Genomic DNA, 26,930 nt, shown 5'->3' with positions numbered 1-26,930 from the left:
GCCACTATTGTCATGTGTGCCGTGTTGAAAAATTAAGATTTCATGAAACTATCGCTACCATTTTTGGATAAATTACCGTTATCCCGGTTACAATCTTTGCCTGCAGTAGGCGCACCATTCATGGTATTGGCAACATTGGCAATGATTATCTTGCCGATGCCTCCAATGCTATTGGATATGGCATTCTCTTTTAATATCGCGCTATCGTTGGTGGTGTTACTGGTTACTATCTATACCCGCCGTCCACTCGATTTTGCTGCATTTCCAACTGTACTATTAATTGCCACTTTATTGCGATTAGCCCTTAACGTTGCCTCGACCCGAGTTGTTTTACTCTATGGCCATGAAGGCCCTGATGCAGCAGGGCAAGTGATTGATGCCTTTGGCTCAGTTGTGATAGGCGGAAACTATGCGGTTGGTTTGGTCGTCTTTCTTATTTTGATGATCATTAACTTCATGGTTGTGACGAAAGGTGCTGGACGTATTTCAGAAGTCAGCGCGCGTTTTACCTTGGATGCTTTACCTGGTAAACAGATGGCGATAGATGCCGATTTGAATGCAGGTTTAATCGATCAAGATCAAGCACGTACTCGTCGTTTCGAAGTAACAAAAGAAGCGGATTTTTACGGTTCGATGGATGGTGCGTCGAAATTTGTAAAAGGTGATGCGATTGCGGGTATCTTGATTCTTTGCATCAATATTATTGGTGGATTGATCATTGGTATGGTGCAACATGACTTGCCATTTGGTGAAGCTATTCAAATATATAGCTTACTGACCATTGGTGATGGGTTGGTAGCTCAGATACCGTCACTGCTACTGTCGATTGGTGCGGCGATGATGGTAACCCGTCAAAATACTGACGAAGACATGGGGCAACAACTGTATTTTCAGTTGTTCAATAATCCACAGTCGTTAGTAGTGACGGGCGGTATTTTATTTGTAATGGGTATCGTACCCGGTATGCCGCATATACCGTTCTTGTTATTAGCGGCCATGATAGGTGGTTTCGCTTACTGGCGAATTAAGAAAGAAAAACGTGATGCGCTTATCGAAAAAGACGCACCATCAACAGAACTGGCGTTGCAACCTTCACAAAAAGAGCTCTCATGGGATGATGTTCAACCCGTCGATATTGTTGGGCTTGAAGTTGGCTATCGTTTAATCCCTATGGTCGATAAAGAGCAAGGCGGAGAGTTACTTGATCGTGTGAAAGGGGTGCGTAAAAAACTATCACAAGATTTTGGCTTTCTTATTCCTCCCGTACACATTCGTGATAATTTGGAGTTGCCACCGAATAGCTATCGTATCAGCTTGATGGGTGTAGCTTGTGGCGAAGCCAATATTCACCCTAATATGGAATTAGCGATTAACCCAGGGCAGGTGTTTGGTACGATTGATGGTGAGACAACCACAGATCCTGCTTTTGGATTAGAAGCTGTATGGATAATGGAATCACAGCGCGAGCACGCGCAAGCATTAGGTTATACCGTTGTAGATTCCGCAACGGTATTGGCAACACATTTAAGTCAAATATTGACCAATAGTGCATCACAATTACTCGGACATGAAGAAGTACAGAATTTACTTGAGATGCTAGGTCAATCAACACCGAAATTGGTTGATGGTTTTGTGCCGGATCAGTTGCCGCTAGGTGCGGTGGTTAAAGTGATGCAAAACTTGCTGAATGAGGCAATTCCTGTCCGCGATATACGAACAATTATTCAGACATTGTCGGAGTACTCATCAAAGAGTCAAGATCCTGACATTCTAACTGCGGCGGTTAGAATTGGCTTGAAGCGTTTAATCGTACAAGAAATCAATGGTATAGAGATTGAATTGCCTGTGATTACATTGGTTCCAGAATTGGAACAAATTTTGCATAAAACAATGCAATCTGCTGGTGGTGAATCGTCAGGTATTGAACCTGGTTTAGCTGAACGACTTCAACGTTCATTGACTGAAGCAACGCAACAGCAAGAGTTGAAAGGGGAGCCGGCAGTATTACTGACGTCTGGTGTCTTACGTTCAACACTTGCTAAGTTTGTTAAAAATACAATACCAAGCTTGCGCGTGCTGTCTTATCAAGAAGTGCCTGATGAGAAGCAAATACGTATCGTGAATGCAGTCGGTAATTAATCGCTGTTTGTGAAGAGCCTTATTGGCTAATTGCTTGGTCTGTTAATTGGATTTGATGGGAATCTCGACTTCGGTTAAAGCGTGATTTGACGGGAATATTAGAGTGAAAATAAAACGATTTTTTGCCAAAGACATGCGAACAGCGCTCAGTGAAGTGAAAGAAGAACTTGGTGCTGATGCGGTAATAATGTCCAATAAAAAAGTGACCGGTGGAGTTGAAATTGTTGCTGCCGTTGATACAGATATTGCGAATGAACCACCAAAAGCATCTCAAAATACGCGTGATGCTTTAGCTAATCGTCTTGGTCAAGCAAAGCGAAAGCTGGCAGAAGATCAGGTACAGATAAAGCAATCAGCAGCGAGCCGTTTTGCCAATGTATTGCAAAACTATACTGGTGATGAGCCAAAAGATAGCTCGGCAGAAGCTGATGTGGATTCGTTATCGGCATTACTGAACCGTCAGTCCAAACAGCACGGTGAGCATTCAGATCGTTATAGCAACGATCGCACAAGCCGTGATAATCGCGGTGGACGTTCACCTTCAGCGTTACAGGGACAACCCCGTAACCAGCCTTATTCTCAAAGAGAACCTCAAGGGCAAGACAGTTATCGGAATGTGGGCGATGGGCACCGAGCAGCTTCCGATCGTTTCAGTGGTGATAATCGTCAATCAGGTTTTTCGGCTCGTGGTATGAACACCGCTCAACAATCTAAGGCTAATCCATTAGATTTTGGTGATTATCGTCGTCCGTACCCAGCACGTAAAGAACAGCCACAAAATGAACCACGACAGCGCGAACAAGCATCAGAATTTGGTCGTGGACGTGATAGCCGAGCTGAATCCTCTTTTAGCCATAATAGCTCTCGTATTAATCAGTCGCGTTTAGATCCGTCGCGTTATGATGCGAAATCGCCACGTTCAAACGATGAAATGGAGACTATGCGTTCAGAAATGTCATCGATCCGTAGTTTGCTTGAACATCAGTTATCTGGCTTGATGTGGCAAGAAGTCGAACGACGTGAACCAATGCGCGCAATGATGATAAAGCGATTAGAAAAAATGGGCTTATCATCAGAACTTGCTGATCAGTTTGCGAGTTATATTCCAGAAGATGTGCCCACTCATGAAGCATGGCCGGCATTATTGGATTTATTAGCTGACCAAATTATTACGACCAGCGATTGTATTTTAGAAACCGGTGGCGTGGTCGCTTTATTAGGACCAACTGGTGTTGGTAAAACAACCACCATTGCCAAGCTTGCTGCAAGAGCTGCAATGGATTTCGGTGCCGATGAAATAGCACTAGTTACAACCGATACCTACCGTATTGGTGCACATGAACAATTGGCCACTTATGGGCGAATTATGGGTTGTCCGGTAAGAGTTGCTAAAGATGCTGAAGAACTTGCCGATATACTTCATCAGTTAAGACATCGACGCTTAGTATTGCTTGATACTGCGGGCATGGGGCAACGAGATATTCGTTTATCAGAGCAGCTTGATACTTTAATGCAAAACAGTGGTGCACATATTCGCAGCTTTCTTGTTTTGCCTTCAACTGCTCAGCGTCGAGTTTTACAAGAAACCATTGAACATTTTCGTCGAATACCGCTTTCAGGGTGTGTGCTGACAAAGCTGGATGAATCATTAAGTTTAGGTGAGGTAATGTGCGTGACAATACAAAATGCATTACCTATTGCTTACTTAGCAGATGGTCAGCGTGTCCCCGAAGACATTAAAGTTGCAACAGGTAACTACCTTGTCTCACGCGCTAATGAATTATTAGAACAAGAAATAAGTCAGCAATCTCATTTCTGGAGTAGTGATAGTTCAGAGAGCAAGGCGGCGGATTATTATGATTGAGAACATGATGCACGATCAAGCAAGCGGCTTGCGCCGTATGACAAAACTATCATCAACGAAAGTGATTACCGTGACTGGTGGTAAAGGTGGCGTGGGTAAAACTAACGTGACTTTAAGTATGGCTATTTCAATGGCCCGCCAAGGCAAAAAAGTGATGGTACTCGATGCCGATTTAGGGTTGGCAAACGTTGATGTGATGTTAGGTCTACGTTCTGGACGAAACTTATCACATGTACTTGCCGGGCAGTGTGACTTGCAAGATGTGATTCTTGAAGGTCCGTATGGTGTTAAAATTATTCCAGGCTCATCAGGTACACAAAAAATGGCGGAATTATCTCCGGCGCAACATGCTGGCTTGATTCGTGCTTTTGGTAACCTGCAAGATGACATTGATGTGTTACTTGTTGATACTGCCGCTGGTATCTCGGATATGGTATTAAGTTTTGCTCGCGCAGCACAAGATGTATTGGTGGTCGTGTGTGACGAACCTACTTCGATTACTGATGCGTATGCACTTATCAAAGTATTAAGCCGTGAATACGATGTTCAGCGCTTTAAAATTGTCGCCAACATGGTGCGAAGCTACCGTGAAGGGCGTGATTTATTCACTAAGTTAACGCGAGTCACTGAACGCTTTTTAGATGCAAACCTTGAACTTGTTGCTTGTGTACCTCTGGATGACCGCGTTCGCCAAGCGGTTAAACGGCAGAAGATTGTTGTTGATGCCTTCCCGCGCTGTCCGGCAGCGTTAGCATTAACGTCATTATCGAACAAAGCATTGACCTGGCCTGTTCCACACAATCCTGGTGGTCATTTAGAATTCTTTGTTGAAAGATTACTGGTGAAGCCAACGTCTTCAGAGGTGCCAAGAGGTGAATAAAGCGCTTGCTTATGGGCAATATAAGGAAAGCCCGCAGGCATTTATCGAGCGCTATTCGTCGCTGGTTAAACGTATTGCGTACCACCTGATGGGAAGGCTTCCGTCTAGCGTACAAGTCGAAGACTTGATTCAATCAGGTATGATTGGTTTGCTAGAAGCACAGCAAAATTATGATCCAACCAAAGGGGCGAGTTTTGAAACCTTTGCGGGTATTCGTATTCGAGGAGCAATGTTGGATGATATTCGCCGTGGTGATTGGGTTCCTCGATCTGTGTATAAGAATAATCGACGCATAACCGAGGCCATGGCACTGCTTGAAAATAAGCTAGGGCGCGACCCAACAGATACAGAAATTGCCGAACATCTCGAAATGACGCTCGATCAGTACCATCAAGCATTAAATGATGTTAATTGTGGGCGTCTTGTAGGTATGGACGATCTTGGCGTATCAGAAGATGCAGTAACAACCGAGGCGTCACGAGAAGAAAATCTTCCCTTTCAGGGTGTTGTAGATGATAATTTCCGCCAATCTTTGGCTGATGCTATTAAAACGCTCCCAGAAAGAGAGGCTTTGGTTCTATCACTTTATTATGACGAAGAACTTAATCTTAAAGAGATCGGAGCCGTTGTTGGGGTGAGTGAATCCCGAATTTGCCAGATTCATAGTCAGGCTATGCAACGTTTGCGCTCTAAGCTAACCGCTTGGGCTGCTTAATACTGTTTAGTATTACTAAATAAAACCTAGATAAAAAACACTGTGACCTCAGTGGAGGCAACTTTGAACAAAAATATAAAAATCTTAATTGTTGACGACTTTTCGACAATGCGACGTATCGTTAAAAACTTATTACGTGATCTGGGTTTTAATAATACCCATGAAGCTGATGATGGCTTAACGGCATTACCAATGTTGAAAAAAGGCGATTTTGATTTTGTCGTTACAGATTGGAACATGCCTGGTATGCAAGGTATCGATTTACTTAAACACATCCGTGTTGATGAAAAATTGAAGCACCTACCTGTTCTGATGATCACGGCAGAAGCAAAGCGCGAGCAAATCATAGAAGCAGCACAAGCTGGTGTGAATGGATACATTGTGAAACCATTTACTGCAGCAACGCTGAAAACGAAGCTGGATAAAGTCTTCGAGCGAATGCAGTAATAGCTGCTGATTGAGTGTAAAGGGTAAGGGTAATAATAATAATGATTTCACTCGAACAGGCACAACAGCTTGTTAGCTTACTAGAAAGTGGTAAGCAAGCTGAAGCCAACTCACTTGTGCAAGCTGTTGTTTCTGATTCACAGGAACCGATGTTTGCTGAGGTGGGTAAAATAACCCGGCAATTACATGATTCGCTTGCAAACTTTCGCCTTGATCCTCGTATTAATGATTTAGCTAAAACTGAAATACCTGACGCCCGCGATCGCCTTTCTTATGTGATTGATAAAACGGAAGCGGCAGCGAACAAAACGATGGATGCGGTCGAAAGTACTCTACCTATTGCTGATAAACTTCATGAAACATTGCTTCAAGTTCACCCTCAGTGGAAGCGCTTAATGGCTGGCAAAATTGAACTCTCAGAGTTCAAAATAATGTGCCACGACATTGATCATCTATTGGTGCAGGTTGAAGGTGATAGTAGTGAACTTCGCAATCAACTGACAGAAATAATGATGGCACAGGACTTTCAAGACCTTACCGGACAAATTATTCGTCGTGTGATTGAGTTAGTACATGAAGTTGAAGATCGATTGGTTGATATTCTTAAAGCTTTTGGCATGGAACAAGACGATAGAGCAGAAACCCTCACGGTAGCGGCGCTGACCCCTGAAGGTCCAATTGTTAATGCAGAAGAGCGTGAAGATGTTATGTCTACGCAAGATGATGTTGACGATTTGCTATCAAGTCTTGGATTTTAGGGGAAAAATATGAGCTTTGATTTAGACGAAGATATCCTACAGGACTTTTTAATTGAAGCTGGGGAAATTTTAGAGTTGCTTTCGGAGCAGCTCGTTGAGCTAGAGCGTAATCCTGATGATTCAGATTTACTGAATGCCATTTTTCGTGGATTTCACACAGTAAAAGGCGGTGCTGGTTTTCTTTCTTTAGCTGAACTTGTCGATGCGTGCCACGGTGCAGAAAACGTGTTCGACTTATTGCGAACCGGTAAACGAAAGATAACATCTGAACTGATGGATGTTATTCTTGAAGCGTTAGATGCTATCAACATCATGTTTGGGCAAGTTCAAGAGCGTGAACCATTAGACCCAGCCAAGCCGAGTCTACTTGAAGCGATGCACCGTTTCAGTAAGGCGCCTACTGCGGAAGAACTTACTCAGCCAATTCCTACTGCTGAACCTGTTCTTGTTGTCGAAACACCAGTGTTATCAGCTGTAACACCACCAGTAGCTCAGAGTAATACATCTGCTATGGCTGGCGACTCAGTCGATGATATGACACAAGACGAATTTGATCGTCTGCTTGATGAACTTCACGGCGAAGGTATGAGCCCAACCGCCAGCCTAGAGGTGCCAGAATCAGCACCAGCTGCTGGCATAAGTGTAATTTCTCAAATTCAAGCAGAAAGCGGTGATATCACTGATGATGAATTTGAACGTTTATTGGATGAACTGCATGGTGTTGGGAACAGCCCTGTATTGAACCAAACCACGACGCCAGAATCTACGCCCAAACCTATCCCCGTAGCAGCCCCGCTAGATGTAGCCGCTAGTGATGATGATTTAATGTCAGATGATGAATTTGAACGTCTGTTAGATGAATTACATGGTAGTGGTAAAGGTCCGTCAGAAGAAGAATTAGAAGCCGCGACTAAGCCTATTGAAGCAATGATAGCTGAAAGTAATACGTCAGTTGTTACTCAGCCATTACCTGTTATGCCTACTGCAAAGGTAGTTGCTGAAGCGGTGGTTTCTCAGTCAGTTGTTGAACGTAAATCTCAACAAGTTATGCCTGAAAAAGTGAAACCGAAAGCCCAAGCAGATTCAACAGTGCGTGTCGATACCGCAACGCTTGATAACATCATGAATATGGTGGGTGAGCTTGTTTTAGTTAGAAACCGTTTAGTCAGTTTAGGGCTAAACAATAATGACGAAGACATGTCAAAAGCGGTAGCTAACCTTGATGTAGTCACGGCAGATCTACAAGGTGCGGTAATGAAAACCCGCATGCAACCAATCAAGAAAGTCTTTGGTCGATTCCCTCGTGTCGTACGAGATTTAGCACGTACCTTAAAGAAAGACATCGTGTTGGAAATGCGTGGTGAAGAAACCGATCTTGATAAAAACTTGGTTGAAGCACTTGCTGATCCATTGGTTCACTTGGTGCGAAATTCTGTCGATCATGGTATTGAAATGCCAGATGTTCGAGCAAAAACAGGCAAGCCATCTGTAGGCACTGTCTTGTTATCAGCGTCTCAAGAAGGTGATCACATATTGCTGACCATTGAAGATGATGGTGGCGGTATGGATGCAGACAGATTACGCGCAATTGCAGTCGAACGTGGTGTAATGGATGCTGATTCAGCCTCTCGAATATCAGATAACGAAGCCTATAACCTAATATTTGCACCGGGATTCTCTACCAAAAAAGAGATTTCAGATATCTCGGGTCGTGGTGTGGGTATGGACGTTGTTAAAACAGCGATTAACCAATTAAATGGTTCAATTTATATTGATTCCGCCTTAGGCAAAGGTACCCGAATTGATATTAAAGTTCCACTGACTCTAGCCATACTTCCGACCTTGATGGTGGGTGTGTCTGAACAGCCTTTTGCATTGCCTTTAGCTAGTGTGAATGAGATCTTCCATTTAGATCTGCGTAAAACGAATAAAGTTGACGGGCAATTAACCATCATTGTACGAGAGAAAGCGATTCCACTGTTTTACCTCCAAGATTGGTTGTCAGGTAGTAAAGCTGCGGTGAAGAGCGAACGCGTACATGGCCATGTGGTTATCGTACAGATTGGTCACCAACGTGTAGGCTTTGTGGTCGATACGTTAATTGGTCAAGAAGAAGTCGTGATAAAGCCACTTGATGATTTACTTCAAGGTACGCCAGGTATGGCAGGTGCAACCATTACAAGTGATGGTCATATTGCACTTATTCTTGATGTGCCTAATTTATTAAAGCATTACGCTGGAAACTAATTAACCTGATCACTCATTATTATAATGTTAGGGGTAAGGCAATGCCCCTAACCATTAAGATCAGGTAGATACGGGATTATAACTACATGACAGTTAAAGTTTTGGTGGTGGACGATTCCAGTTTTTTCCGTCGCCGAGTAAGTGAAATTATTAATGCAGATCCTCGTTTAGAGGTAATCGGCAATGCGGTTAATGGCAAAGAAGCAGTTGAATTAGTACAGAAACTGCAACCAGATGTTATTACCATGGACATTGAAATGCCTGTAATGGATGGCATTACAGCAGTTCGGGAAATAATGAAGGTACTGCCAACGCCTATTCTAATGTTTTCATCGCTAACCCAAGAAGGGGCAAAGGCGACACTTGATGCGTTAGATGCGGGAGCTTTAGATTTCTTGCCTAAGAAATTTGAAGATATTGCACGAAATCGCGATGAAGCAATTAGTTTGCTGCAAAAGCGTGTTGGCGAATTAGCACGTAAACGCATGTTTATGCGCCGCCCGCCAAGAACGGCACCCGCTGTTGCACCTGTTAGCCGACATTCAGCACCTGTAAATGCGGCAGTAACTCGCGAAGCTGCTCTAACGACAACAGCTCGAACCTCAGCGGCTCGCGTAACACCGACTTCGACGACTCGACAAACGATGCACTCAGCCGCGAAGCCAACGGCGCGCTTTAAAGCATCAGGCAAAAAATACCAATTGATGGCAATAGGTACATCGACGGGGGGGCCTGTTGCATTGCAAAAAATATTGACACAATTACCTGTAAACTTTCCGTACCCAATTGTGTTAGTTCAACACATGCCTGCAACGTTTACTGCTGCATTTGCTGCTCGTTTGAATAATCTGAGCAAAATTAGTGTGAAAGAAGCAGAAGACGGCGATACATTGCGTGCTGGTGTAGCCTATTTAGCACCTGGCGGCAAGCAAATGATGCTTGAGGGTAGACCCGGTTCTGCCCGCCTTCGCATATTGGATGGCGGCGATCGCATGAACTATAAACCGTGCGTAGATGTAACATTTGGCTCTGCCGCTAAGGTTTATAACGATAAAGTATTATCGATGATCCTTACTGGTATGGGGGCTGATGGGCGTGAAGGTGCGCGAATGTTAAAGACTCATGGTTCAACTGTTTGGGCACAAGATGAAGACAGTTGTGTTGTCTACGGTATGCCACAAGCTGTTGCAAAAGCCGGTATCTCAACGGAAGATTTACCACTAGAACGTTTTGCTGAACGTATTTTAGTGGAAGTTGGACTGTAAGGAGTCGGCTTTGAAAATCTGGAGCATAGCGAATCAAAAGGGTGGTGTCGGTAAAACGACCACGACAGTCACTCTTGCTGGTTTATTAAGTGAGCGGAAAAAACGTGTGTTATTAGTCGACACCGATCCGCATGCTTCGTTGACGACATATTTAAAATTTGATTCAGACTCAGTGCCTGCAAGTCTTTTCGATTTATTTCAGCTGCCAGAGGTGACTCGAAGCGCGGTACAGCCGTTAATCCTTAATACAGCGTTTGAAAATATTGATGTTATTCCGGCTCACATGTCTCTGGCGACCTTAGATCGTGTGATGGGAAGCCGTGGTGGTATGGGGTTAGTACTTAAAAAAGCGTTGAATAGCCTAGCCGAAGATTATGATTATGTATTGATTGATTGCCCTCCGGTATTAGGGGTAATGATGGTGAATGCATTAGCGGCCAGTGATCGTATTTTGATCCCCGTTCAAACCGAATTTCTCGCTATGAAAGGGCTTGAACGTATGATGCGAACACTACAGATTATGCAAAAGTCACGTCCATCAGGTTTTAAGGTAAGTATTGTGCCCACGATGTACGACAAACGTACTCGCGCCTCATTGCAGACATTACAAGAATTAAAAATGCGCTTTCCTGATCAAGTATGGGCATCAGCAGTACCGATAGATACGAAGTTTCGTGATGCAAGCATGAAGCATATGCCACCGTCACTGTTTGCGCGTAATTGTCGTGGTGTTTTCGCGTATAAAACATTATTAAATTATTTAGAGCGGTTGGATCAAGATGAACGATAAAAGTCGTTTATCCAGTGAACAAGCGCTGGATGATTATTTTAACGATTTACTGGTAGAGCCTTCTGTTGTTGAAGATGATGTCGCCTCTGATGAAACCAGTATTCCGTTTGATTTTGAACAACTGGTTGAATCGAGAGATAATGATGCTGATGCACAATTAGCCCCAGCACTTTCCCCTTTAGCTGAACAGCCTATTTTAGCCAATGTGGATAGCTGGTCGAAGAAAGCACACCAAGGGCTAGATTGGACATCAGCATCGAAGCCAGATCCTGAACAAGTGGTTACGATAGATGTACAACCATCAATGCTCGGCGAGCAAGTATTATCAGAATCACCGCGAGCTTTCGTAAAAGAAGCGACGTGTGACGAAAATTATTCAGAATTGAATAGTGTTCAGCGGTTGTTGAGTCAAATGACATCGGTATCGACAGACTCTGAGACTGAGACTGAGACTGAGACTGAGACTGAGACTGAGGTAGAAATAGATAATGCTATTACTGTAGAGGTCGATGCAGAATTACTGACGGTGGCGCAAGAAGAGCCACAATTTACTCTATCTGATGATATTGACGTCGTAACGAGTGAACCTATATCAGAAGTAGCGGATACAAATATAGATGTTGTCGCTCAACTGAAAGTGGGTGGTGAACAACCACCAGAGCAATGGCATCAATTAGATAAAGAACAAGAGTTTCAAGCGTTATTTTTTGAAGTCTGTGGTGTTACCTTTGCGGTGGCATTGACTGAGCTTGGTGGTATCCACCAAATGATGGATTTAAACCATCTAATGGGGCGGCCAGCTTGGTATCTTGGCTTGCTTACCAGCAAAGAGCAGCAATTCGATGTGGTTGATACTGCTCGCTGGGTGATGGCAGACAAACTGCAAAATGACGATTATAAAGATGATTTTAGTTATATCGTGATGTTAGGTGACAGTAAATGGGGTTTGGCTTGTGATAAACTTCATGGCACTGAAGTACTGACTTCACAAAGTGTTCGGTGGAGGGAGAAGGCGGGAAAACGCCCTTGGCTTGCCGGTATGGTTAAAGAAAAAATGTGTGCTCTAATTCATGTTAATGCTCTCATCTCGATGTTAAACGAGGGATTAGATGTTAAGAGTATTGTATGAGCGTGAGACTAAAAGGAAACAGTATGTCGCAGGTTAGCGTAGCCGAGATCCAAAAAGAAGACGGCACAGATCAAGTTTTACAGTGGGTGACTTTCCAGTTGGAATCAGAAACCTATGGGATTAATGTAATGCAGGTACGCGAAGTATTACGTTATTCAGAAATTGCGCCAGTACCGGGCGCACCTGATTACGTGATAGGTATTATTAATTTACGTGGTAATGTTGTCACAGTGATCGATACGCGTTCTCGCTTTGGTTTAATGCCAGGTGAAATTTCAGATAATACTCGTATTGTGATCATTGAAGCTGATAAGCAAGTGATTGGTATTTTAGTCGATAGCGTAGCGGAAGTTGTTTATTTACGTAGCTCTGAGATTGATAGTACGCCAAGTGTTGGTACGGAAGAGAGTTCGAAATTCATTCAAGGTGTAAGTAACCGTGACGGAGAGCTACTTATTCTCGTTGATCTGAATAAATTATTATCAGATGACGAATGGGATGAGATGGCTTATTTATAATGTTTAGCCAGATTATGCCTTGGTTACCCGTTGCGCTTTCGTTGGTTACAATCATTTTTGCGATTGTTATGGTGCGCAGAGAACGCGCAGCTCGCCAAGCGTTAGAAATGAAATTTTCAGCGATTGAAGTTGTGCTAAAAAATGCCCGCCAACAGCAAGAAAGCTTTGCAAAACAATTTAACGAATTGCGTGCTGGTACGATGGGCATGAGCCAAAAGATGGCAGATATGGCGCAGCAGCTTGAAGAACTTTCAGATCGACAAGGTGAGATGGCGATGCAAGATCCTGAAGGTAAACTCTATAGCCGAGCCAGTAAAATGGTTGAGTTGGGTGCTGACGTTAATGAACTCATGCAAGAGTGTGATTTACCAAAAGCGGAAGCAGAATTATTGCTTCGACTTCAGCAGAAAATAGCACCACCAAGGCGTAGATAATCGCATCTAATGACTCATTGATAATGAACGTTAATGTGATATGAATAATTAAAGCCTCTCCCTCTTGGGAGGGGTTTTTTCGTTTATAGCGATATGGAATTGGTATAAATGCAGAATTTAAGTAAGAAACTGATGAATCGCTGAATTATTATTTTTAGGACTTTCTTGCTTTGCGTCCAAATAAATTGATTTTACGCTAATATTTTAATAGGACTTTATTACGGTGCTGAACGGTTTAGATAGTTTATAAATATAAAAATGGTGCATTAGTATCCGGTAGTGACTTTCTTAATTTGCAATTTCTGTAGGTAAGTGTAAAGGAATGTTTCTTGCTGGTTTTACATTTGAATTCGTGAGTGCCATTGTTATTCAAATTACATGTTGCAGCAACGTTAACCGATTGAGATTAAGCAAAAAAAACGTACAAGATTGCACTTTTTTAGTTTGTTGTTGTCTATTCTTATTGGCGTTTTTTATGATGGCGGTAATTGTGGTGTGAAAGATGCGTACCCACATCACATTTACTTAGGTTTATCCGAAATCTATGCAACGTAGCGTCTAACAAAAATGAAGGCCGATGTGGTAATATGCGGGATTAATTGTGTCACTTAGGATGCATCATTTCATATGCTGTCAGTAGAAGAACTAAGTTGTGTTCGCGATGAGCGTGTACTGTTTGATAATTTGAGTTTTACGATTTCTTCTGGAGAGTTAATCCAGATAGAAGGCCACAACGGCGCCGGTAAAACCACATTATTAAGAATTATTGCTGGTTTAGGGCGTGCTGATAGTGGGCAGGTATGCTGGAAAAGTGAAGGTATTGAGTCTGCTCGTGAAGATTATTATCAAGATTTGTTGTTTTTAGGACACCAAACAGGTGTAAAGCGAGAGCTGACAGCTTACGAAAATTTAGCATTCTTTCAAGCCATGCATAATGAAAGTATTGACCAAAACATGAGTGGAAATCCCCCCGTGCTTGGTGATAAAAGCTTATGGCAAGCGCTAGCACAAGTCGGTCTTGCTGGGCGTGAAGATGTACTTGCTGGACAATTATCTGCAGGGCAACAACGGCGTGTTGCACTCGCAAGGTTATGGATTAGCAACCATAAATTATGGATTCTTGATGAGCCTCTTACTGCCATTGATAAGCAAGGTGTAAAAGTGTTAGAAAGCCTGTTTCTCTCTCATGTGGAACGAGGGGGTATTGTGTTACTCACTACACACCAAGACATGTTTGCAGACAGCAACCATTTACGAAAAATCAAGCTAGGGCAGTAACAAGGATGATAAAAGCTATTACTCAAGTGGTGCGACGTGAATTACTCATCGCGTTTCGACGTCAAGCTGACGTTTTTAATCCACTGTGGTTCTTCATCATCGTGATTACGTTATTTCCGTTAAGCGTTGGTCCAGAGCCGAATTTATTAGCGCGTATTGCGCCTGGCATAGTATGGGTCGCTGCGTTACTGGCTGCATTGTTATCGCTAGAGCGTTTATTTCGTGATGATTTTGTCGACGGTTCACTAGAGCAAATGTTGCTAATGCCTACACCTTTACCTGCATTAGCGTTAGCGAAAATGATCGCGCATTGGTTGTTAACGGGTGTGCCTTTGTTGATTATTAGCCCGCTGTTAGCGATTTTATTGTCGTTAGATTGGGTAACTTGGAAAGCGGTCGTACTGACATTACTTATCGGTACCCCAACATTGAGCTTTTTAGGTGCCATTGGTGTAGCACTAACTGTTGGCTTGAGAAAAGGTGGCGTATTATTGAGCCTACTAATCTTGCCGTTATATATACCCGTGCTTATCTTTGCAACATCAGCGATTGAAGCAGCAAGTTTAGGTATGCCATACAACGGACAACTCGCGTTAATGGGAGCAATGTTGGTGGGTTCGGCAACCTTATCGCCTTTCGCTGTGGCGGCATCTTTACGTATCAGTGTGAATTAACGAATATTGAACTTATGAGGGAGAACCATTTATTGAGCAAAGACAATGAATGGTTAATCAAAAGTGTAAATAACCAAACAGAGGTATTTATCTTTTAATCCTCAGCATGAAAGATGCAGTTAGATTTGCAACGTACTTACAACTATAAACTGAATAGAGTGGACTTATGTGGAAGTGGTTACATCCCTACGCTAAAGCTGAAAATTGCTACCGCTTGTGCGGCAAGCTATTACCATGGTTTTCTATTATTGCCTTTTCCTCCCTGATTGTAGGGTCTATATGGGGGTTAATGTTCGCACCTACAGATTATCAGCAAGGTGATAGTTTTCGTATCATCTATCTGCATGTACCTGCCGCAATGCTGTCGATGGGAGCATATTTATCAATGGCCATTGCTGCATTTATTGGCCTGGTATGGCAAGTAAAAATGTCTGATATGGCAGCTGCTGCCATGGCTCCTATTGGCGCTATTTTTACCTTTATAGCCTTACTAACCGGGGCCATATGGGGCAAGCCTATGTGGGGTGCTTGGTGGGTATGGGATGCGCGTTTAACATCAGAACTCATTCTTCTTTTCTTATATCTTGGTGTTATAGCACTTTATAGTGCGTTTGATGATCAAAAAACAGCAGCAAAAGCCGCGGGTATCTTAGCTATTGTTGGTGTGATTAACCTACCGATTATTCACTACTCGGTTGAGTGGTGGAATACGCTGCATCAAGGTGCAACGATTAGCAAATTTGAAAAGCCATCAATGGATTCCAGCATGCTCTGGCCTTTACTGATCAATGTGATTGGTTTCGGATGTTTCTTTGGTGCTGTGACGTTAGTACGTCTCCGTAATGAAATAATTGCCCGTGAAAGTCATCGACCTTGGGTACGTAACTTAGTGAAGTGAGGCCAAGATGCATTTTGAATCATTCAGTGACTTTTTAGCGATGGGAGGGTATGCATCATATGTATGGGGTGCATACGGAATTTCGACTATCGCATTACTATGGATTTTATTTTCGAGCCTAAATAGAAGAAAGCGCCTACTGGCGGATATACATAATAAAATGGCTCGAGAGCAACGAATTGAAGAAGCTAAAAAATTGGAGAACACACTATGAATCCGAGACGTAAAAAGCGCCTGACGTTAGCTGTAGCGCTTGTCTTTGGCCTCGGCGCAACAATTGGTTTAATGCTATATGCATTAAGCCAAAACATGGATTTGTTTTATACACCAACAGAGTTAGTACAGGGTAAACCAGATGGTACTAAACCAGAGGTCGGTCAACGATTGCGAATAGGCGGTATGGTGGTTGAAGGGTCAGTAAAGCGTGACCCACAGTCATTAATCGTTAAATTTGATGTTGCTGATGTCGGCCCTGCTGTCACGATTACGTATAACGGTATTTTGCCAGACCTCTTCCGTGAAGGGCAGGGTATCGTTGCCCAAGGCGTGTTGGTTAACCCAACGACGATTGAAGCGCATGAAGTGTTAGCAAAACACGATGAAGAATATATGCCTCCAGAAGTTGCTGAAGCGATGAAGAAGACACATGAACCTCTTCAATACTCAGATGAACAAAAACAAGGTAGTGTTCAATGATTCCTGAAATAGGGCAATTTGCTCTTATTGTTGCGCTAGGGCTGTCAGCTTTAGTCAGCATTTATCCATTGTATGGTGCCTCTATTGGTAACCAGCCAATGATGCGTATGGCACGGCCGTTGTCATACGGTATTTTCGGCATGCTGACAGTGTCGTTTATTACCTTGTGCTGGTCTTTCTATACGAATGATTTTACGGTGACATATGTCGCGAGTAATTCAAACAGCTTATTACCTTGGTATTACCGAGTTACAGCCGTATGGGGCGGGCATGAAGGCTCTCTTCTATTATGGGTGTTGATTCAGGCTGGCTGGGCTGCCGCTGTTGCACGTTTTAGCCGCGATATGCCTCTCGAATCTGTGTCGCGAGTTTTGGCTGTAATGGGTATGATTTCAGTGGGTTTCCTACTGTTTATCATTGTTACCTCAAATCCATTCTTACGCTTGCTGCCTTATTTCCCTGTAGATGGTCGCGATCTTAATCCTCTTTTACAAGATCCAGGTTTGATTATTCACCCTCCTATGCTTTACATGGGTTACGTGGGTTTCTCTGTTGCTTTCTCTTTTGCCATTGCTTCATTAATGACTGGTCGTCTTGATACTGCATGGGCTCGTTGGTCTCGTCCTTGGACAATTGCAGCGTGGTCATTTTTAACAGTAGGTATCGCGCTAGGTTCGTGGTGGGCTTATTATGAACTTGGCTGGGGTGGCTGGTGGTTCTGGGATCCAGTAGAAAACGCTTCTTTCATGCCTTGGTTGGCAGGTACTGCGTTAATGCATTCATTAGCGGTTACCGAAAAGCGTGGTACGTTTAAAGCGTGGACCGTTTTATTAGCTATTTCAGCTTTCTCATTAAGCTTGTTAGGTACGTTCTTAGTTCGTTCTGGTGTTTTAGTCTCGGTTCACGCATTTGCGTCAGATCCGGCTCGTGGCATGTTTATTCTAGGCTTCTTAATCGTTGTTATTGGTGGTTCATTACTACTGTACGCATTACGTGGTGGCAAGATTAAATCACGTGGTAGTTACAGTTTGTTCTCCCGCGAAAACTTATTGCTTTCCAACAACATCTTGTTAGTGGCAGCATTGTTAGTGGTACTTATCGGTACGTTATTACCGTTAGTTCACAAGCAAATTGGCTTAGGTTCCGTCTCAATTGGTGTGCCTTTCTTTAATACCTTGTTTACATGGTTAATGATTCCGTTTGCCTTTATTTTAGGCATTGGTCCATTGGTTCGTTGGAAGCGTGACGAAGTCGCTAATGTACGTAAACCAATGCTGATTTCTGGTGCAATAACGTTACCTTTAGCTTTTGCATGTATTGCTATTTTTACTGATTCATTAGAACCAATGGCTGTACTTGGTTTAACAATGTCTATTTGGATAGTCACAATGCACGGTTTTGAGTTATATCAGCGTGCAACCCACCGTCATAGCTTTATGACAGGTTTAGGCAAGCTTGGTCGCAGCCACTGGGCAATGATATTGGGCCATATGGGTCTAGCAGTATCGATTATTGGTATAACACTCGTATCGAATTACGATCTAGAGCGTGATGTTCGTTTAGCGCCAGGTGAAACAACGCAAGTTCAAGGTTACGACTTCTACTTTGACGGCTTACGTGATGCTGATGGGCCAAATTACGATGGTTACATTGCAGACTTTACTGTTACGCGTAATGGTAAATCAGTAACGACGTTACATGCTGAGAAACGCTTTTATAGTACTGCTGGATCAATGATGACTGAAGCTGCTATTGATAGTGGTGTTACCCGCGATCTATATGTTGCTATGGGTGAGAAGCTGGATGATAACGCTTGGGCTGTGCGTATTTACTACAAGCCATTTGTTAACTGGATTTGGTTTGGTTCTGCGTTAATGGGGCTTGGTGGCGCAATTGCAATCAGTGATAAACGTTACCGTTTTCGTAAGAAAGCGAGTGAGAAAACAGAATCAACAGCTAAGCAAGCAGAGGTAACAAATGAATAAGAAAATTTTATTTATACCTTTGGCTCTGTTTTTGGCGTTAGCCGTTGTTTTCATGATTCAGCTTACACGTAATGCAGATGGTGACGACCCGACAAAACTTGAATCTGTGCTAGTGGGTAAACCTGTTCCAAACTTCAAATTGGAAGATTTAGTTGAAGCAGGCAAACTATACGAGCAAGACATTTTTAAAGGTGAGCCACTACTGCTGAATGTATGGGCAACGTGGTGTCCTACTTGTTATGCCGAGCATAAATACCTTAATGAGTTAGCAGGTCAAGGCGTTAAAATTATTGGCTTGAACTATAAAGACGAGCGTCTAAAGGCAGTTCAATGGCTTAATGAGTTAGGCAACCCTTACATTCATAGCTTGTTCGATGGTAACGGTATGCTAGGCATGGATTTAGGTGTATATGGTGCACCAGAAACATTCCTTATCGATGCTAAAGGTATTGTTCGTTATCGTCATGTTGGTGATGTAAACCCGCGTAACTGGGCTGAAACATTAGAGCCAATGTTTAAAGAACTTCAAGAGGAAGCGAAAGGATGATGAAACGTGTGATTGCCATGTTTTTTGCTTTTGGCTTAATCGTTACTTCAGCGCTACCTGCTTTTGCATCTATTGATGTTTATAAGTTTAGCAGCGCTAAAGAAGAGAAAACGTTTCAAGACCTAACAGCAACCCTTCGTTGCCCTAAATGTCAGAACAATACGATTGCTGATTCTAACGCAACATTGGCGCAAGATATGCGCCAAAAAGTGTTTGAAATGTTAGAAGAGGGTAAGAGTAAACAAGAGATCATTGACTATATGATTGCGCGCTACGGTAACTTTGTAACGTATGATCCACCGTTGATGGCATCTACCTTAGTTCTGTGGATGGGGCCTTTCTTGTTTATCCTTGTTGGTTTCACTGTGTTAGTTGTTCGCTCTCGTAAGACGGAAGATGCTAAAAGTAAAAGAAAACTGGCTGCAGATGAAGAAATACGTCTCAAAGAACTATTAAATGAGATGGAGCTGCAAGAAAAAGCGGAGCAACACCCTCAGAATAAAAACGGTAAGGTGAAATCATGACACTGTTTTGGATTATAACAGTTATTTTGGTTTTAATTGCAGGCGCTATCTTTGTTATTCCTATGTATAAAGGGAAAGAACAAGACGATGTAGCTAGCCGCGATGAACTGAACAAAGCTTTCTTTAAAGATCGCATTAGCGAACTAGAGGAAGAAAACAGTGAAGGCTTGGTTGTTAATCAAGATGAGCTGGTTTCTGAACTGCAACAGTCACTACTTGATGATGTACCTATGCAGGCGAAACAACAAGTTGTTGGAATTAGCCCATTAATGGTGCTTCCAGGTCTAATTTTGCTTGTTGGTATCTGTTACGGTATGTACCTAAGTGTTGGCAGCTTGAATAAAGTTGAAGCTTGGCAAGAGACGGTATCGCGTTTACCTGAACTGTCAAAGCGTTTAATGGATGGTCAGAATGCAGAACCGTTAAGTGATCAAGAAATGGATGACTTAACACTTGCTTTGCGTACTCGTTTACACGATAACCCAAATGATGCGACTGGTTGGCTATTACTAGGCCGTATTGGTATGGCGAACCGTGATGCTGAAACGTCACAAGGTGCAATGCTCCGTGCTTATAAGCTTGATCCTAGCAACCCTGAAATCAAGGTAGGTTACGCGCAAACGCTAATGTTGGTTGGTGATTCTAATCAAGGTGATTTTGCACGTCAGATACTACGTTCAGTCGTGCAACGCGATCCAAGTGATGTTCGTGCATTGTCATTACTTGCCTTCGATGCTTTTGAACGAAATGAGTACCAGCAGGCAGTGTCGTATTGGACCATGATGAAAAATGTCATAGGTGAGAATGACCCGCGTGCAAACATGCTGACACGTAGTATTGAGCGAGCACAAGCACGTATTGATAAAGTGAATGCGGTTGATGTTTCGGCTGATAGTGTAACGGTTAATGTTACGCTCGATCCTGCTGTCTCATTACCAGCGCAAGGCTTCCTTATTCTTTCGGTTCATTCTGCTGATGGTGCACCGATGCCAATTGCGGCTCGTCGTATACCGCTTTCATCTCAGTTCCCTGTAACGGTAACGCTAGATGATAACGACAGTATGATACCTGAGCGTAAAATGTCGTCTTTATCAGAAATGATTGTGAAGGCTCGTATCGATTCAGATGGAAATGTTATGACAAAGCAAGGCGATTGGTACGGACAAAGTGATGTCTTATCGTTAGGTGCTTCTACTATTGTGACAATAAATAAACAATATTAATAACATTACTGGCACAAATGAAGCAGGCTGGATATTATTATCCAGTCTGCTTTTTTATACCTATGAGTAACCACTTGACTAAGAATATTATTTTTTCTGTTTTGTTTACAGCTAGCCTAGTCGGTTGTGCTAATACGCCTGAGAATCAGGAAAAAGAAACAGTTGCAACAAATGTTGCAGAACAGATTAATGCTGAAGAATTCGATTCAGTTAATGATGTGTATGACCCATTAGAAGGGTTTAACCGTGTAATGTGGGATTTAAATTATGATTATCTTGACCCATATTTAGCACGACCAATTTCATTAGCATATGTTGATTACACGCCCAATCCCGTTCGGTTAGGTATTGCTAACTTTTTATCGAATCTTGATGAGCCAGCAAGTATGGTGAATAGCCTTATTATGCAAAACCCTCAAGATGCGGTTACTCATTTCAACCGTTTCTGGATTAATACTGTATTTGGTATTGCTGGCTTGATTGATATTGCTTCTGCCGCTGATATTACCACTCCTGGCGATCGTGCTTTTGGTGACTCATTAGGTTACTACGGTGTTGGTAATGGACCATATTTTATGGTGCCATTTTATGGCCCCGTTACCTTACGTGAAGGTGTTGGTGATGCTGCCGATGGTCTTTATTTACCACTAAGTTTACTCACGTTTTGGCAGAGTTTAGGTAAGTGGGCATTTGAAGGCATGGAAGATCGCGCAGCGTTAGTTAAACAAGAAGCATTGTTGGAAGATTCACCTGATCCTTATGTATTTACTCGTGATGCTTATATTCAACATAAAAACTTTAGAGCGACAGGCGGTGAAATTCCTGTAGATGAGCCAGAAAATGAAGAATTGTTTGACGACTATTTAGATGAAATAGATGATTACTAAATTTAAGAATCTAGTGTTTAGTATCTAAGAATAGAGCAGTGATGAATTAAAAAAGCGACCAATAGAATCGGTCGCTTTTTTATGAGTTACTTTTTAGATGGATGTTTGCTGGGCTTTAGAAGCGGTAGCTTGCCTGTATACCCACTAGCCATACGTTGCCAGTCGTTTCACCTTTAAATTGACCAAGGTTTGGATCTACTTCGTTCATTGAAGCATCTTTGGCAAAGATATATGTGAAGCCAGCATCAAGTGTTAGGCTTTGTGACCAGTTATAACCAGCACCCATACTTAGCCATAGACGATCGGTTTCTGGAATTGTTTGTGTACGGTGCTCATCACTTACTGCTGATGTATCGTAAGCAATACCAGAGCGTAGTACCAATTTATTGGTGTATTGGTAAGTTGTACCCACAGCTAAACGGTAGTTATCTTCCCAGTTTTCTTCTTTAATTAGATCTGGATTATTGCCGTATAGCGATGGAATGCTAGCTTCTAATTTGTCAAAGCTACTCCAATCTGTCCAGTTAAAGCTAGCGTGTACAGCAACTTTATTTGTTAGTTGGTGGAAGCTCGCAATTTCTGCCGTTGCAGGTAAAGTTAGTGCCATGCTACCTGCGTAACTTGCGCTTGGCTTTTTGCCTTGTGCTGCTGATGTAAGGTCGTAAACGGCTCCAGAAGCGCTACCTGTTAAGTTCAACTCAACTTCAGAGCGGTAGTTAAAACCAATGCGGTTATTCTCATTGATTTGCCATGCTGAGCCTAATTGCCAGCCCCATGCGGTATCATCACCTTCCATGTATTTAAGGTCTGGTCCGTTATTTGGTAATGCAGCACCGAAGTGACCTTCACCTATAACATAACGGATACCACCACCAACACTAAACTGTTCATTGATTTTATAAGCAATATTGGGATTAATTTCAATCGACATTACTTTCGCTTGGTTACCAAATTGAGTTGCTTGGTAATCACCCGCAAGTTCCGTTTCCATGCCGTAGTTAGTACCAAACGCTAAACCTAAAAAGATCTTGTCGTTAAGTTGGTGTGATAGGTAGAAGTTAGGAATAACAGCTGAGTTTGCAATATTGCTGGCTTTGGTTTGTGTGCCATTTACTTCGCCTTCAACATCGATATTTGGGTCGACATAAATAGCCCCCATTGATACTTGTGTACCTTCAAGGTAAGTCAGCATTGCTGGGTTGCGAAATTGTGCCCCTGCATTGTCTGCCATTGCCGCTTCACCTGCAAACGCACGGCCTAAGCCTGTTGCTGAATATTCTGCAAGTTGAAAACCGGCCGCCACTGTATTGGCACTCATGCCTAGTGTTAACGCTGCTGCTAAAGATAATGTTATTTTATTCTTATTCATTGTTCTGCTTTGTTCGCTGAATTCTAATACCGCGAATAATACTCTTTAGAGTAAATACTTCATTTATTTATTCGTTTTAGCGTACTAATTGGACGTTTATGCTGATTAATCGAAAATTAGTGGCGATAATACGATGAAATTAGCATCAATCCTTTTTTTATTATAATAATTGAGCGTACACGTGTATCTATAATTGCGTATTTCAGCGTTCAACTGTACTCTGAAATTGAGAGGCAATTGATTGTTTTTTGTTAGTAATGTGCTTTTTATGTCTATAAACAATACATTAAATGGATAATAAAAAAGGGAGCCTCAGGCTCCCTTAATCGATTTATTCAGTTATATGTTCGCTGAAATTAGAACGAACGGCTGTACTGAATACCGTATAACAATGCGTTTGCACGGGTTGTTGCTGTAATGCTTGAGTAGCCAGGAGTATTCTCACTGACGTCTACATCTTTACCTACTAGGTAAGTTAGACCGAAATCAATGTTAGACTTGGCATCTAAGTGGTAAGTAAAGCCACCAGAGAACCATTGGCGATCGGAATCAGGAACAGAAATCGATGTGATCTCATCTTGTGCGCTAGTGTCGTACATGTAACCGGCACGTAATGTCCAGTCATTGTTTAGATAGTAAGTACCACCTAGTGCATAGTGCCAGCCGTCTTTCCATTCGTAATCATTAAGTGTCACACCACCGTCGGTTGCTAACTTGTCGAATGCACTCCAACCAATCCACTGTACGCTGTAGTGAACAGCGAATTTGTCATTCAGTTTGTGGAAGCCAGAAAATTCAGCCATGTCAGGCAAAGGCATTAATAATTTTTGTGAGCTAAGATCTTGTCCGCCATAAGTTATATCACCTTCAGTTTCTAGCTCTGGACTATAACGGTAGGATAGACCAAAACGGTTGCGATCATTTAGCTCAAATACAGTACCGAGATTAAAGCCTACGCCAACACCGTCTGCATCAACATCTAATACTTTTCCCTTTAGTACCGCTGATTCAAGTATTGGATCATTTCGTTGAAGTTTACCTTCGCCGTAAATGACGTCTACACCTGCACCGACACTCCATTGTTGGTTAATACGGTATGAAGCACTTAAGCCAAAGTTAATGCTCTTAACGTCGGTTAAACCACCGTATTCATTGGCAGAGTAGTCGCTACTAAATTCAGTTTTGGTACCAAAGTTTGAATAGATGCTAGCACCAACAGCCCATTGGTCATTAATTGGGTGAATGTAGTAAAAGTTTGGTACTAAAGTTGAGTCACCAACGGATTGGTCATCAAGACTACTATTTAAACCACCTGTAGGTACACCATTATAAGTGGCATTCTTAACATCAATATCTGAATCGATTACGTTAAGACCTAACGATAATGATGGCGCATCGAATAAAGACATTGATGCGGCGTTACGCGACATTGATGATGCGTTATCAGCAATAACAGCATCACCAGCAAATGCGCGACCAAGGCCGGTTGCTGATTGTGCGTTAAGTTGGAAACCAGCAGCAAGGGCTTGCTGAGACATTAGTGTGATTGCTGTAGCAATCATCGTTTTAGTAAACAGACGCTTCTTGTTCATATTTATTATTATTCCTAATCATTTACACTGCATGTCTATCTATGTTGATAGATCGCGGATGATTGTAAGAGTGTTATCAGATCTATCAAATCTGACCAGTTGTTAGTTTGTTGATTGTTATCGATTAGTTAAGGTTCAACCCAGGGGAGTGTACATAAATTGAGTGGGGTGGTGGAGAAGCAATCGCCAAATATGCAACATGTGTAACATAAAGTTACAGTGGTAAGACCAGTGGTGATAATAAAGCCATCATTATTTAAAGTAATGATGGCTTATAAGCAGCATTAAGTTAGATGAACATTTTACTGGTTGATTTGAAGGTTAAATTTGCCAGTGTAAATCTGATTCAATGCTTTTAATAATAGGCATAACGTCTTGCCCTTTTTCTCCTACCACAATTAAGCTCGCATTTTTAATCGGCATCACAATGCCATCCATTTGCTTGTCGTTAAATGCTGTCATGGTTTTGCTGACTTCAGGTACGATGAAAACCGTGACTTTACCCTGTGGTGTCTCCATTACCATGTGCAACGCATTTTTGTCGCCAAACCCGCAGTGGTTTACATAGGAAACATGTCCGGGTAAATCACTCAAGCTTGGACCAAAAGGTAACAATTTCGCGTTCACTTGTTGCAAGCTAACAGACTCATCAACAGTATTAACAAAAGGCGCTTCGGTGTGGATATGTTGTAACGCAATTTGCCCAATGCCCGCAGCTTGTGCAGAAGGCAGCGAAAAGTGATTAAATTGGCCGATCATTATACCTACTGCTAACGCAACGGATGCGGCAATAGCCATGTGAAAACGGTTACTTTTTGGTTTTTCGTTAGGTTGCCCAGATTGATGAAATAAAATGCGATCGGCTAAGTCATCGGGCACATCGACCTTCATGGCTTTTTCTAGCTGGGCATCCAATTGCAATAGCTCGTCGTATAACTTTCGATTGACTATTGATTCATTTCTAGCTGCCGACAAATCTGGACTGTTATCGTTTGGATCAGCCAGAATTCGACGACGGAATTCAAGATCGTCCATTGTGGTGATCCCTCCGCTCAGATTGCTTTTCTATTTGGTCTTTTAACTGATTTCTCGCGCGAAATAAACGTGTCATCACCGTGTTGCGGTTTAACCCCAATATTTCTGCAATTTCATCGCCATTAAAACCGGCCATTACTTGTAAAACGAGAGGCTCTCGATATTCAGGTGCGAGCTTCATAATTTGACGGTGCAACATTTGTTGTTCCATTTCCATTTCTGTTCCCTGTTGATGGGTATCAGCAATGGCATAGTCATCAATGTCGACAAGATCGAATTGTTTTCGCTCAAAACGCCGTGCATTTTCTCTACGTAAAATTGTAATCAACCATGATTTTGCTGCTTTGTCATCTTGTAGGCTATCTAAAGAACGCCAAGCCCTTAAACATGTTTCTTGCACTAAATCCTCTGCTATATGAGGATCATGGCATAGCCAATATGCATAACGGTATAAGTCTCGATGCCACGCCCTGACAAGGGCTTCATAACGTCTTTGTTTATTCATATCTACAGAGACCGTGGTATCTGGCGTTTTCTTACGGAAAAATTGTTTAATCATGAATTTGCCCGTTAACTTGGTGTCGACATCACGATTATTGTTCGTTTTTTTTCATCGGATGCACGAATAAATGAATAATCAGCCATAAAATTGATCTGGTTCAAACTCTGACTTCAGCGGGAAGCTATAGTAGTCCCTGTCATCTGATGATGAGTACGAATGTAGTTTCTGTGGAACAGTATTACATTCTGTGTTTATCGTCTGTTGAGCAAGATGACAACTTCCTTTTGAAGGCTGACTTTACTTTCTCTTATCAGGTTTATCCTGATTTGCAATTGGCTTTATGTTGATTGACTTAATACTTAGATTAGATAGTTTTTAACTGTCTATACAATAGTGACCATACCTTAGGGTATGGTTTTTTTTTGTCTAAATAAAAGTATAGAATGTTAAGTTGTACCAACTTACTTTAGTTTCCCCCTAGCTATTTCTCCATAGTATATCGGCTTTCTTCATATTGACTTATCTCTTTGTTAT

General features: G+C 42.3%; 26 protein-coding genes. 22 read left to right on the top strand and 4 right to left on the bottom strand.

Annotation, left to right across the window (positions count from 1 at the left end; translation table 11 throughout):
- Positions 1-42 precede the first annotated feature (42 nt).
- From flhA to C9J48_RS03670, 22 genes are all read left to right on the top strand, one after another.
- Positions 43-2,139, top strand: a complete 2,097-nt coding sequence (flhA, locus tag C9J48_RS03775; RefSeq protein ID WP_006230982.1) for a flagellar biosynthesis protein FlhA — start codon at positions 43-45, stop codon at positions 2,137-2,139.
- Between the two features lie 103 nt (positions 2,140-2,242).
- Positions 2,243-4,003, top strand: a complete 1,761-nt coding sequence (gene flhF, locus C9J48_RS03770; protein WP_006230983.1) for a flagellar biosynthesis GTPase FlhF — start codon at positions 2,243-2,245, stop codon at positions 4,001-4,003.
- The gene (locus C9J48_RS03765) at positions 3,996-4,883 is read left to right on the top strand and encodes a MinD/ParA family protein (RefSeq protein WP_006230984.1); all 888 of its coding nucleotides are present in this window, start codon (positions 3,996-3,998) and stop codon (positions 4,881-4,883) included. Before flhF ends, C9J48_RS03765 begins: the two co-directional genes overlap by 8 nt.
- Positions 4,876-5,598, top strand: coding sequence for an RNA polymerase sigma factor FliA (locus tag C9J48_RS03760; RefSeq protein ID WP_006230985.1), 723 nt, complete (start codon positions 4,876-4,878; stop codon positions 5,596-5,598). Before C9J48_RS03765 ends, C9J48_RS03760 begins: the two co-directional genes overlap by 8 nt.
- 63 nt (positions 5,599-5,661) lie before the next feature.
- A complete protein-coding gene (cheY, locus tag C9J48_RS03755; protein ID WP_006230986.1) occupies positions 5,662-6,045 on the top strand; it encodes a chemotaxis response regulator CheY in 384 nt (127 codons plus the stop codon).
- Positions 6,046-6,086: 41 nt separating this feature from the next.
- Positions 6,087-6,803 carry a protein phosphatase CheZ gene (locus C9J48_RS03750; RefSeq protein ID WP_006230987.1) on the top strand — a complete coding sequence of 239 codons (717 nt, stop codon included), beginning with the start codon at positions 6,087-6,089 and terminating at the stop codon, positions 6,801-6,803.
- Positions 6,804-6,812: 9 nt separating this feature from the next.
- Complete coding sequence (locus C9J48_RS03745; RefSeq protein WP_006230988.1) at positions 6,813-9,050, top strand: chemotaxis protein CheA; 2,238 nt, start codon at positions 6,813-6,815, stop codon at positions 9,048-9,050.
- An 86-nt stretch (positions 9,051-9,136) separates the two neighbouring features.
- Positions 9,137-10,315, top strand: a complete 1,179-nt coding sequence (locus C9J48_RS03740) for a protein-glutamate methylesterase/protein-glutamine glutaminase (RefSeq protein ID WP_006230989.1) — start codon at positions 9,137-9,139, stop codon at positions 10,313-10,315.
- A gap of 10 nt (positions 10,316-10,325) precedes the next feature.
- A complete protein-coding gene (locus C9J48_RS03735) occupies positions 10,326-11,105 on the top strand; it encodes a ParA family protein (RefSeq protein ID WP_006230990.1) in 780 nt (259 codons plus the stop codon).
- Entirely contained in the window at positions 11,095-12,234 is a 1,140-nt protein-coding gene (locus C9J48_RS03730) for a chemotaxis protein CheW (protein WP_006230991.1), read from the top strand. Before C9J48_RS03735 ends, C9J48_RS03730 begins: the two co-directional genes overlap by 11 nt.
- A 23-nt stretch (positions 12,235-12,257) precedes the next feature.
- A complete protein-coding gene (locus C9J48_RS03725) occupies positions 12,258-12,752 on the top strand; it encodes a chemotaxis protein CheW (RefSeq protein WP_006230992.1) in 495 nt (164 codons plus the stop codon).
- Positions 12,752-13,186, top strand: coding sequence for a DUF2802 domain-containing protein (locus tag C9J48_RS03720; protein ID WP_006230993.1), 435 nt, complete (start codon positions 12,752-12,754; stop codon positions 13,184-13,186). The genes C9J48_RS03725 and C9J48_RS03720 overlap by 1 nt, the downstream gene beginning before the upstream one ends.
- Positions 13,187-13,813: 627 nt before the next feature.
- A complete protein-coding gene (ccmA, locus tag C9J48_RS03715) occupies positions 13,814-14,464 on the top strand; it encodes a cytochrome c biogenesis heme-transporting ATPase CcmA (protein WP_006230994.1) in 651 nt (216 codons plus the stop codon).
- 5 nt (positions 14,465-14,469) lie between these two features.
- On the top strand, positions 14,470-15,138 hold the full coding sequence (ccmB, locus tag C9J48_RS03710; RefSeq protein WP_006230995.1) for a heme exporter protein CcmB: 669 nt from the start codon (positions 14,470-14,472) through the stop codon (positions 15,136-15,138).
- A gap of 166 nt (positions 15,139-15,304) precedes the next feature.
- Positions 15,305-16,036 carry a heme ABC transporter permease gene (locus tag C9J48_RS03705; protein ID WP_006230996.1) on the top strand — a complete coding sequence of 244 codons (732 nt, stop codon included), beginning with the start codon at positions 15,305-15,307 and terminating at the stop codon, positions 16,034-16,036.
- A gap of 7 nt (positions 16,037-16,043) precedes the next feature.
- On the top strand, positions 16,044-16,250 hold the full coding sequence (gene ccmD, locus C9J48_RS03700) for a heme exporter protein CcmD (RefSeq protein ID WP_006230997.1): 207 nt from the start codon (positions 16,044-16,046) through the stop codon (positions 16,248-16,250).
- Positions 16,247-16,732: a cytochrome c maturation protein CcmE gene (gene ccmE / locus C9J48_RS03695; protein WP_006230998.1), complete on the top strand. Its 486-nt coding sequence runs from the start codon at positions 16,247-16,249 to the stop codon at positions 16,730-16,732. Before ccmD ends, ccmE begins: the two co-directional genes overlap by 4 nt.
- Entirely contained in the window at positions 16,729-18,717 is a 1,989-nt protein-coding gene (locus C9J48_RS03690; RefSeq protein WP_006230999.1) for a heme lyase CcmF/NrfE family subunit, read from the top strand. The genes ccmE and C9J48_RS03690 overlap by 4 nt, the downstream gene beginning before the upstream one ends.
- Positions 18,710-19,264 (top strand): DsbE family thiol:disulfide interchange protein, encoded by a 555-nt coding sequence (locus C9J48_RS03685; protein ID WP_006231000.1) that lies wholly within the window; start codon positions 18,710-18,712, stop codon positions 19,262-19,264. Before C9J48_RS03690 ends, C9J48_RS03685 begins: the two co-directional genes overlap by 8 nt.
- Positions 19,261-19,788 carry a cytochrome c-type biogenesis protein gene (locus C9J48_RS03680; protein WP_006231001.1) on the top strand — a complete coding sequence of 176 codons (528 nt, stop codon included), beginning with the start codon at positions 19,261-19,263 and terminating at the stop codon, positions 19,786-19,788. The genes C9J48_RS03685 and C9J48_RS03680 overlap by 4 nt, the downstream gene beginning before the upstream one ends.
- Positions 19,785-21,011, top strand: coding sequence for a c-type cytochrome biogenesis protein CcmI (gene ccmI, locus C9J48_RS03675; protein ID WP_006231002.1), 1,227 nt, complete (start codon positions 19,785-19,787; stop codon positions 21,009-21,011). Before C9J48_RS03680 ends, ccmI begins: the two co-directional genes overlap by 4 nt.
- Positions 21,012-21,085: 74 nt before the next feature.
- On the top strand, positions 21,086-21,898 hold the full coding sequence (locus C9J48_RS03670) for an MlaA family lipoprotein (protein WP_242610835.1): 813 nt from the start codon (positions 21,086-21,088) through the stop codon (positions 21,896-21,898).
- A gap of 115 nt (positions 21,899-22,013) precedes the next feature.
- Here the strand turns inward: C9J48_RS03670 and C9J48_RS03665 are convergent, their stop codons facing one another.
- The 4 genes from C9J48_RS03665 to C9J48_RS03650 form a co-directional block, all read right to left on the bottom strand.
- Positions 22,014-23,267, bottom strand: a complete 1,254-nt coding sequence (locus C9J48_RS03665; protein WP_107281039.1) for an outer membrane protein transport protein — start codon at positions 23,265-23,267, stop codon at positions 22,014-22,016.
- 356 nt (positions 23,268-23,623) lie between these two features.
- Positions 23,624-24,859 carry an outer membrane protein transport protein gene (locus tag C9J48_RS03660; protein WP_006231006.1) on the bottom strand — a complete coding sequence of 412 codons (1,236 nt, stop codon included), beginning with the start codon at positions 24,857-24,859 and terminating at the stop codon, positions 23,624-23,626.
- 321 nt (positions 24,860-25,180) lie between these two features.
- Entirely contained in the window at positions 25,181-25,894 is a 714-nt protein-coding gene (locus C9J48_RS03655) for a DUF3379 domain-containing protein (RefSeq protein ID WP_006231005.1), read from the bottom strand.
- On the bottom strand, positions 25,881-26,453 hold the full coding sequence (locus C9J48_RS03650; protein ID WP_107281038.1) for a sigma-70 family RNA polymerase sigma factor: 573 nt from the start codon (positions 26,451-26,453) through the stop codon (positions 25,881-25,883). Before C9J48_RS03650 ends, C9J48_RS03655 begins: the two co-directional genes overlap by 14 nt.
- Positions 26,454-26,930: the final 477 nt, after the last annotated feature.

Source organism: Photobacterium profundum (genome assembly GCF_003026285.1).
GTDB lineage: Bacteria > Pseudomonadota > Gammaproteobacteria > Enterobacterales > Vibrionaceae > Photobacterium > Photobacterium profundum.
Note: the sequence above shows the minus strand (reverse complement) of the source record. Positions and strands in the feature narration are given on the sequence as shown.

What these genes read in the sequence shown, in the direction of transcription:
- ccmA (WP_006230994.1), top strand. Translation starts at nt 13,814, where the DNA reads ATGCTGTCAGTAGAAGAACTAAGTTGTGTTCGCGATGAGCGTGTACTG.
- C9J48_RS03660 (WP_006231006.1), bottom strand. Translation starts at nt 24,859, where the DNA reads ATGAACAAGAAGCGTCTGTTTACTAAAACGATGATTGCTACAGCAATC.
- C9J48_RS03705 (WP_006230996.1), top strand. Translation starts at nt 15,305, where the DNA reads ATGTGGAAGTGGTTACATCCCTACGCTAAAGCTGAAAATTGCTACCGC.
- C9J48_RS03680 (WP_006231001.1), top strand. Translation starts at nt 19,261, where the DNA reads ATGATGAAACGTGTGATTGCCATGTTTTTTGCTTTTGGCTTAATCGTT.
- C9J48_RS03725 (WP_006230992.1), top strand. Translation starts at nt 12,258, where the DNA reads ATGTCGCAGGTTAGCGTAGCCGAGATCCAAAAAGAAGACGGCACAGAT.
- ccmD (WP_006230997.1), top strand. Translation starts at nt 16,044, where the DNA reads ATGCATTTTGAATCATTCAGTGACTTTTTAGCGATGGGAGGGTATGCA.
- C9J48_RS03650 (WP_107281038.1), bottom strand. Translation starts at nt 26,453, where the DNA reads ATGATTAAACAATTTTTCCGTAAGAAAACGCCAGATACCACGGTCTCT.
- C9J48_RS03730 (WP_006230991.1), top strand. Translation starts at nt 11,095, where the DNA reads ATGAACGATAAAAGTCGTTTATCCAGTGAACAAGCGCTGGATGATTAT.
- ccmB (WP_006230995.1), top strand. Translation starts at nt 14,470, where the DNA reads ATGATAAAAGCTATTACTCAAGTGGTGCGACGTGAATTACTCATCGCG.
- C9J48_RS03685 (WP_006231000.1), top strand. Translation starts at nt 18,710, where the DNA reads ATGAATAAGAAAATTTTATTTATACCTTTGGCTCTGTTTTTGGCGTTA.
- C9J48_RS03665 (WP_107281039.1), bottom strand. Translation starts at nt 23,267, where the DNA reads ATGAATAAGAATAAAATAACATTATCTTTAGCAGCAGCGTTAACACTA.
- C9J48_RS03745 (WP_006230988.1), top strand. Translation starts at nt 6,813, where the DNA reads ATGAGCTTTGATTTAGACGAAGATATCCTACAGGACTTTTTAATTGAA.
- C9J48_RS03655 (WP_006231005.1), bottom strand. Translation starts at nt 25,894, where the DNA reads ATGGACGATCTTGAATTCCGTCGTCGAATTCTGGCTGATCCAAACGAT.
- ccmI (WP_006231002.1), top strand. Translation starts at nt 19,785, where the DNA reads ATGACACTGTTTTGGATTATAACAGTTATTTTGGTTTTAATTGCAGGC.
- C9J48_RS03740 (WP_006230989.1), top strand. Translation starts at nt 9,137, where the DNA reads ATGACAGTTAAAGTTTTGGTGGTGGACGATTCCAGTTTTTTCCGTCGC.
- flhA (WP_006230982.1), top strand. Translation starts at nt 43, where the DNA reads ATGAAACTATCGCTACCATTTTTGGATAAATTACCGTTATCCCGGTTA.
- C9J48_RS03720 (WP_006230993.1), top strand. Translation starts at nt 12,752, where the DNA reads ATGTTTAGCCAGATTATGCCTTGGTTACCCGTTGCGCTTTCGTTGGTT.
- C9J48_RS03690 (WP_006230999.1), top strand. Translation starts at nt 16,729, where the DNA reads ATGATTCCTGAAATAGGGCAATTTGCTCTTATTGTTGCGCTAGGGCTG.
- ccmE (WP_006230998.1), top strand. Translation starts at nt 16,247, where the DNA reads ATGAATCCGAGACGTAAAAAGCGCCTGACGTTAGCTGTAGCGCTTGTC.
- C9J48_RS03765 (WP_006230984.1), top strand. Translation starts at nt 3,996, where the DNA reads ATGATTGAGAACATGATGCACGATCAAGCAAGCGGCTTGCGCCGTATG.
- C9J48_RS03750 (WP_006230987.1), top strand. Translation starts at nt 6,087, where the DNA reads ATGATTTCACTCGAACAGGCACAACAGCTTGTTAGCTTACTAGAAAGT.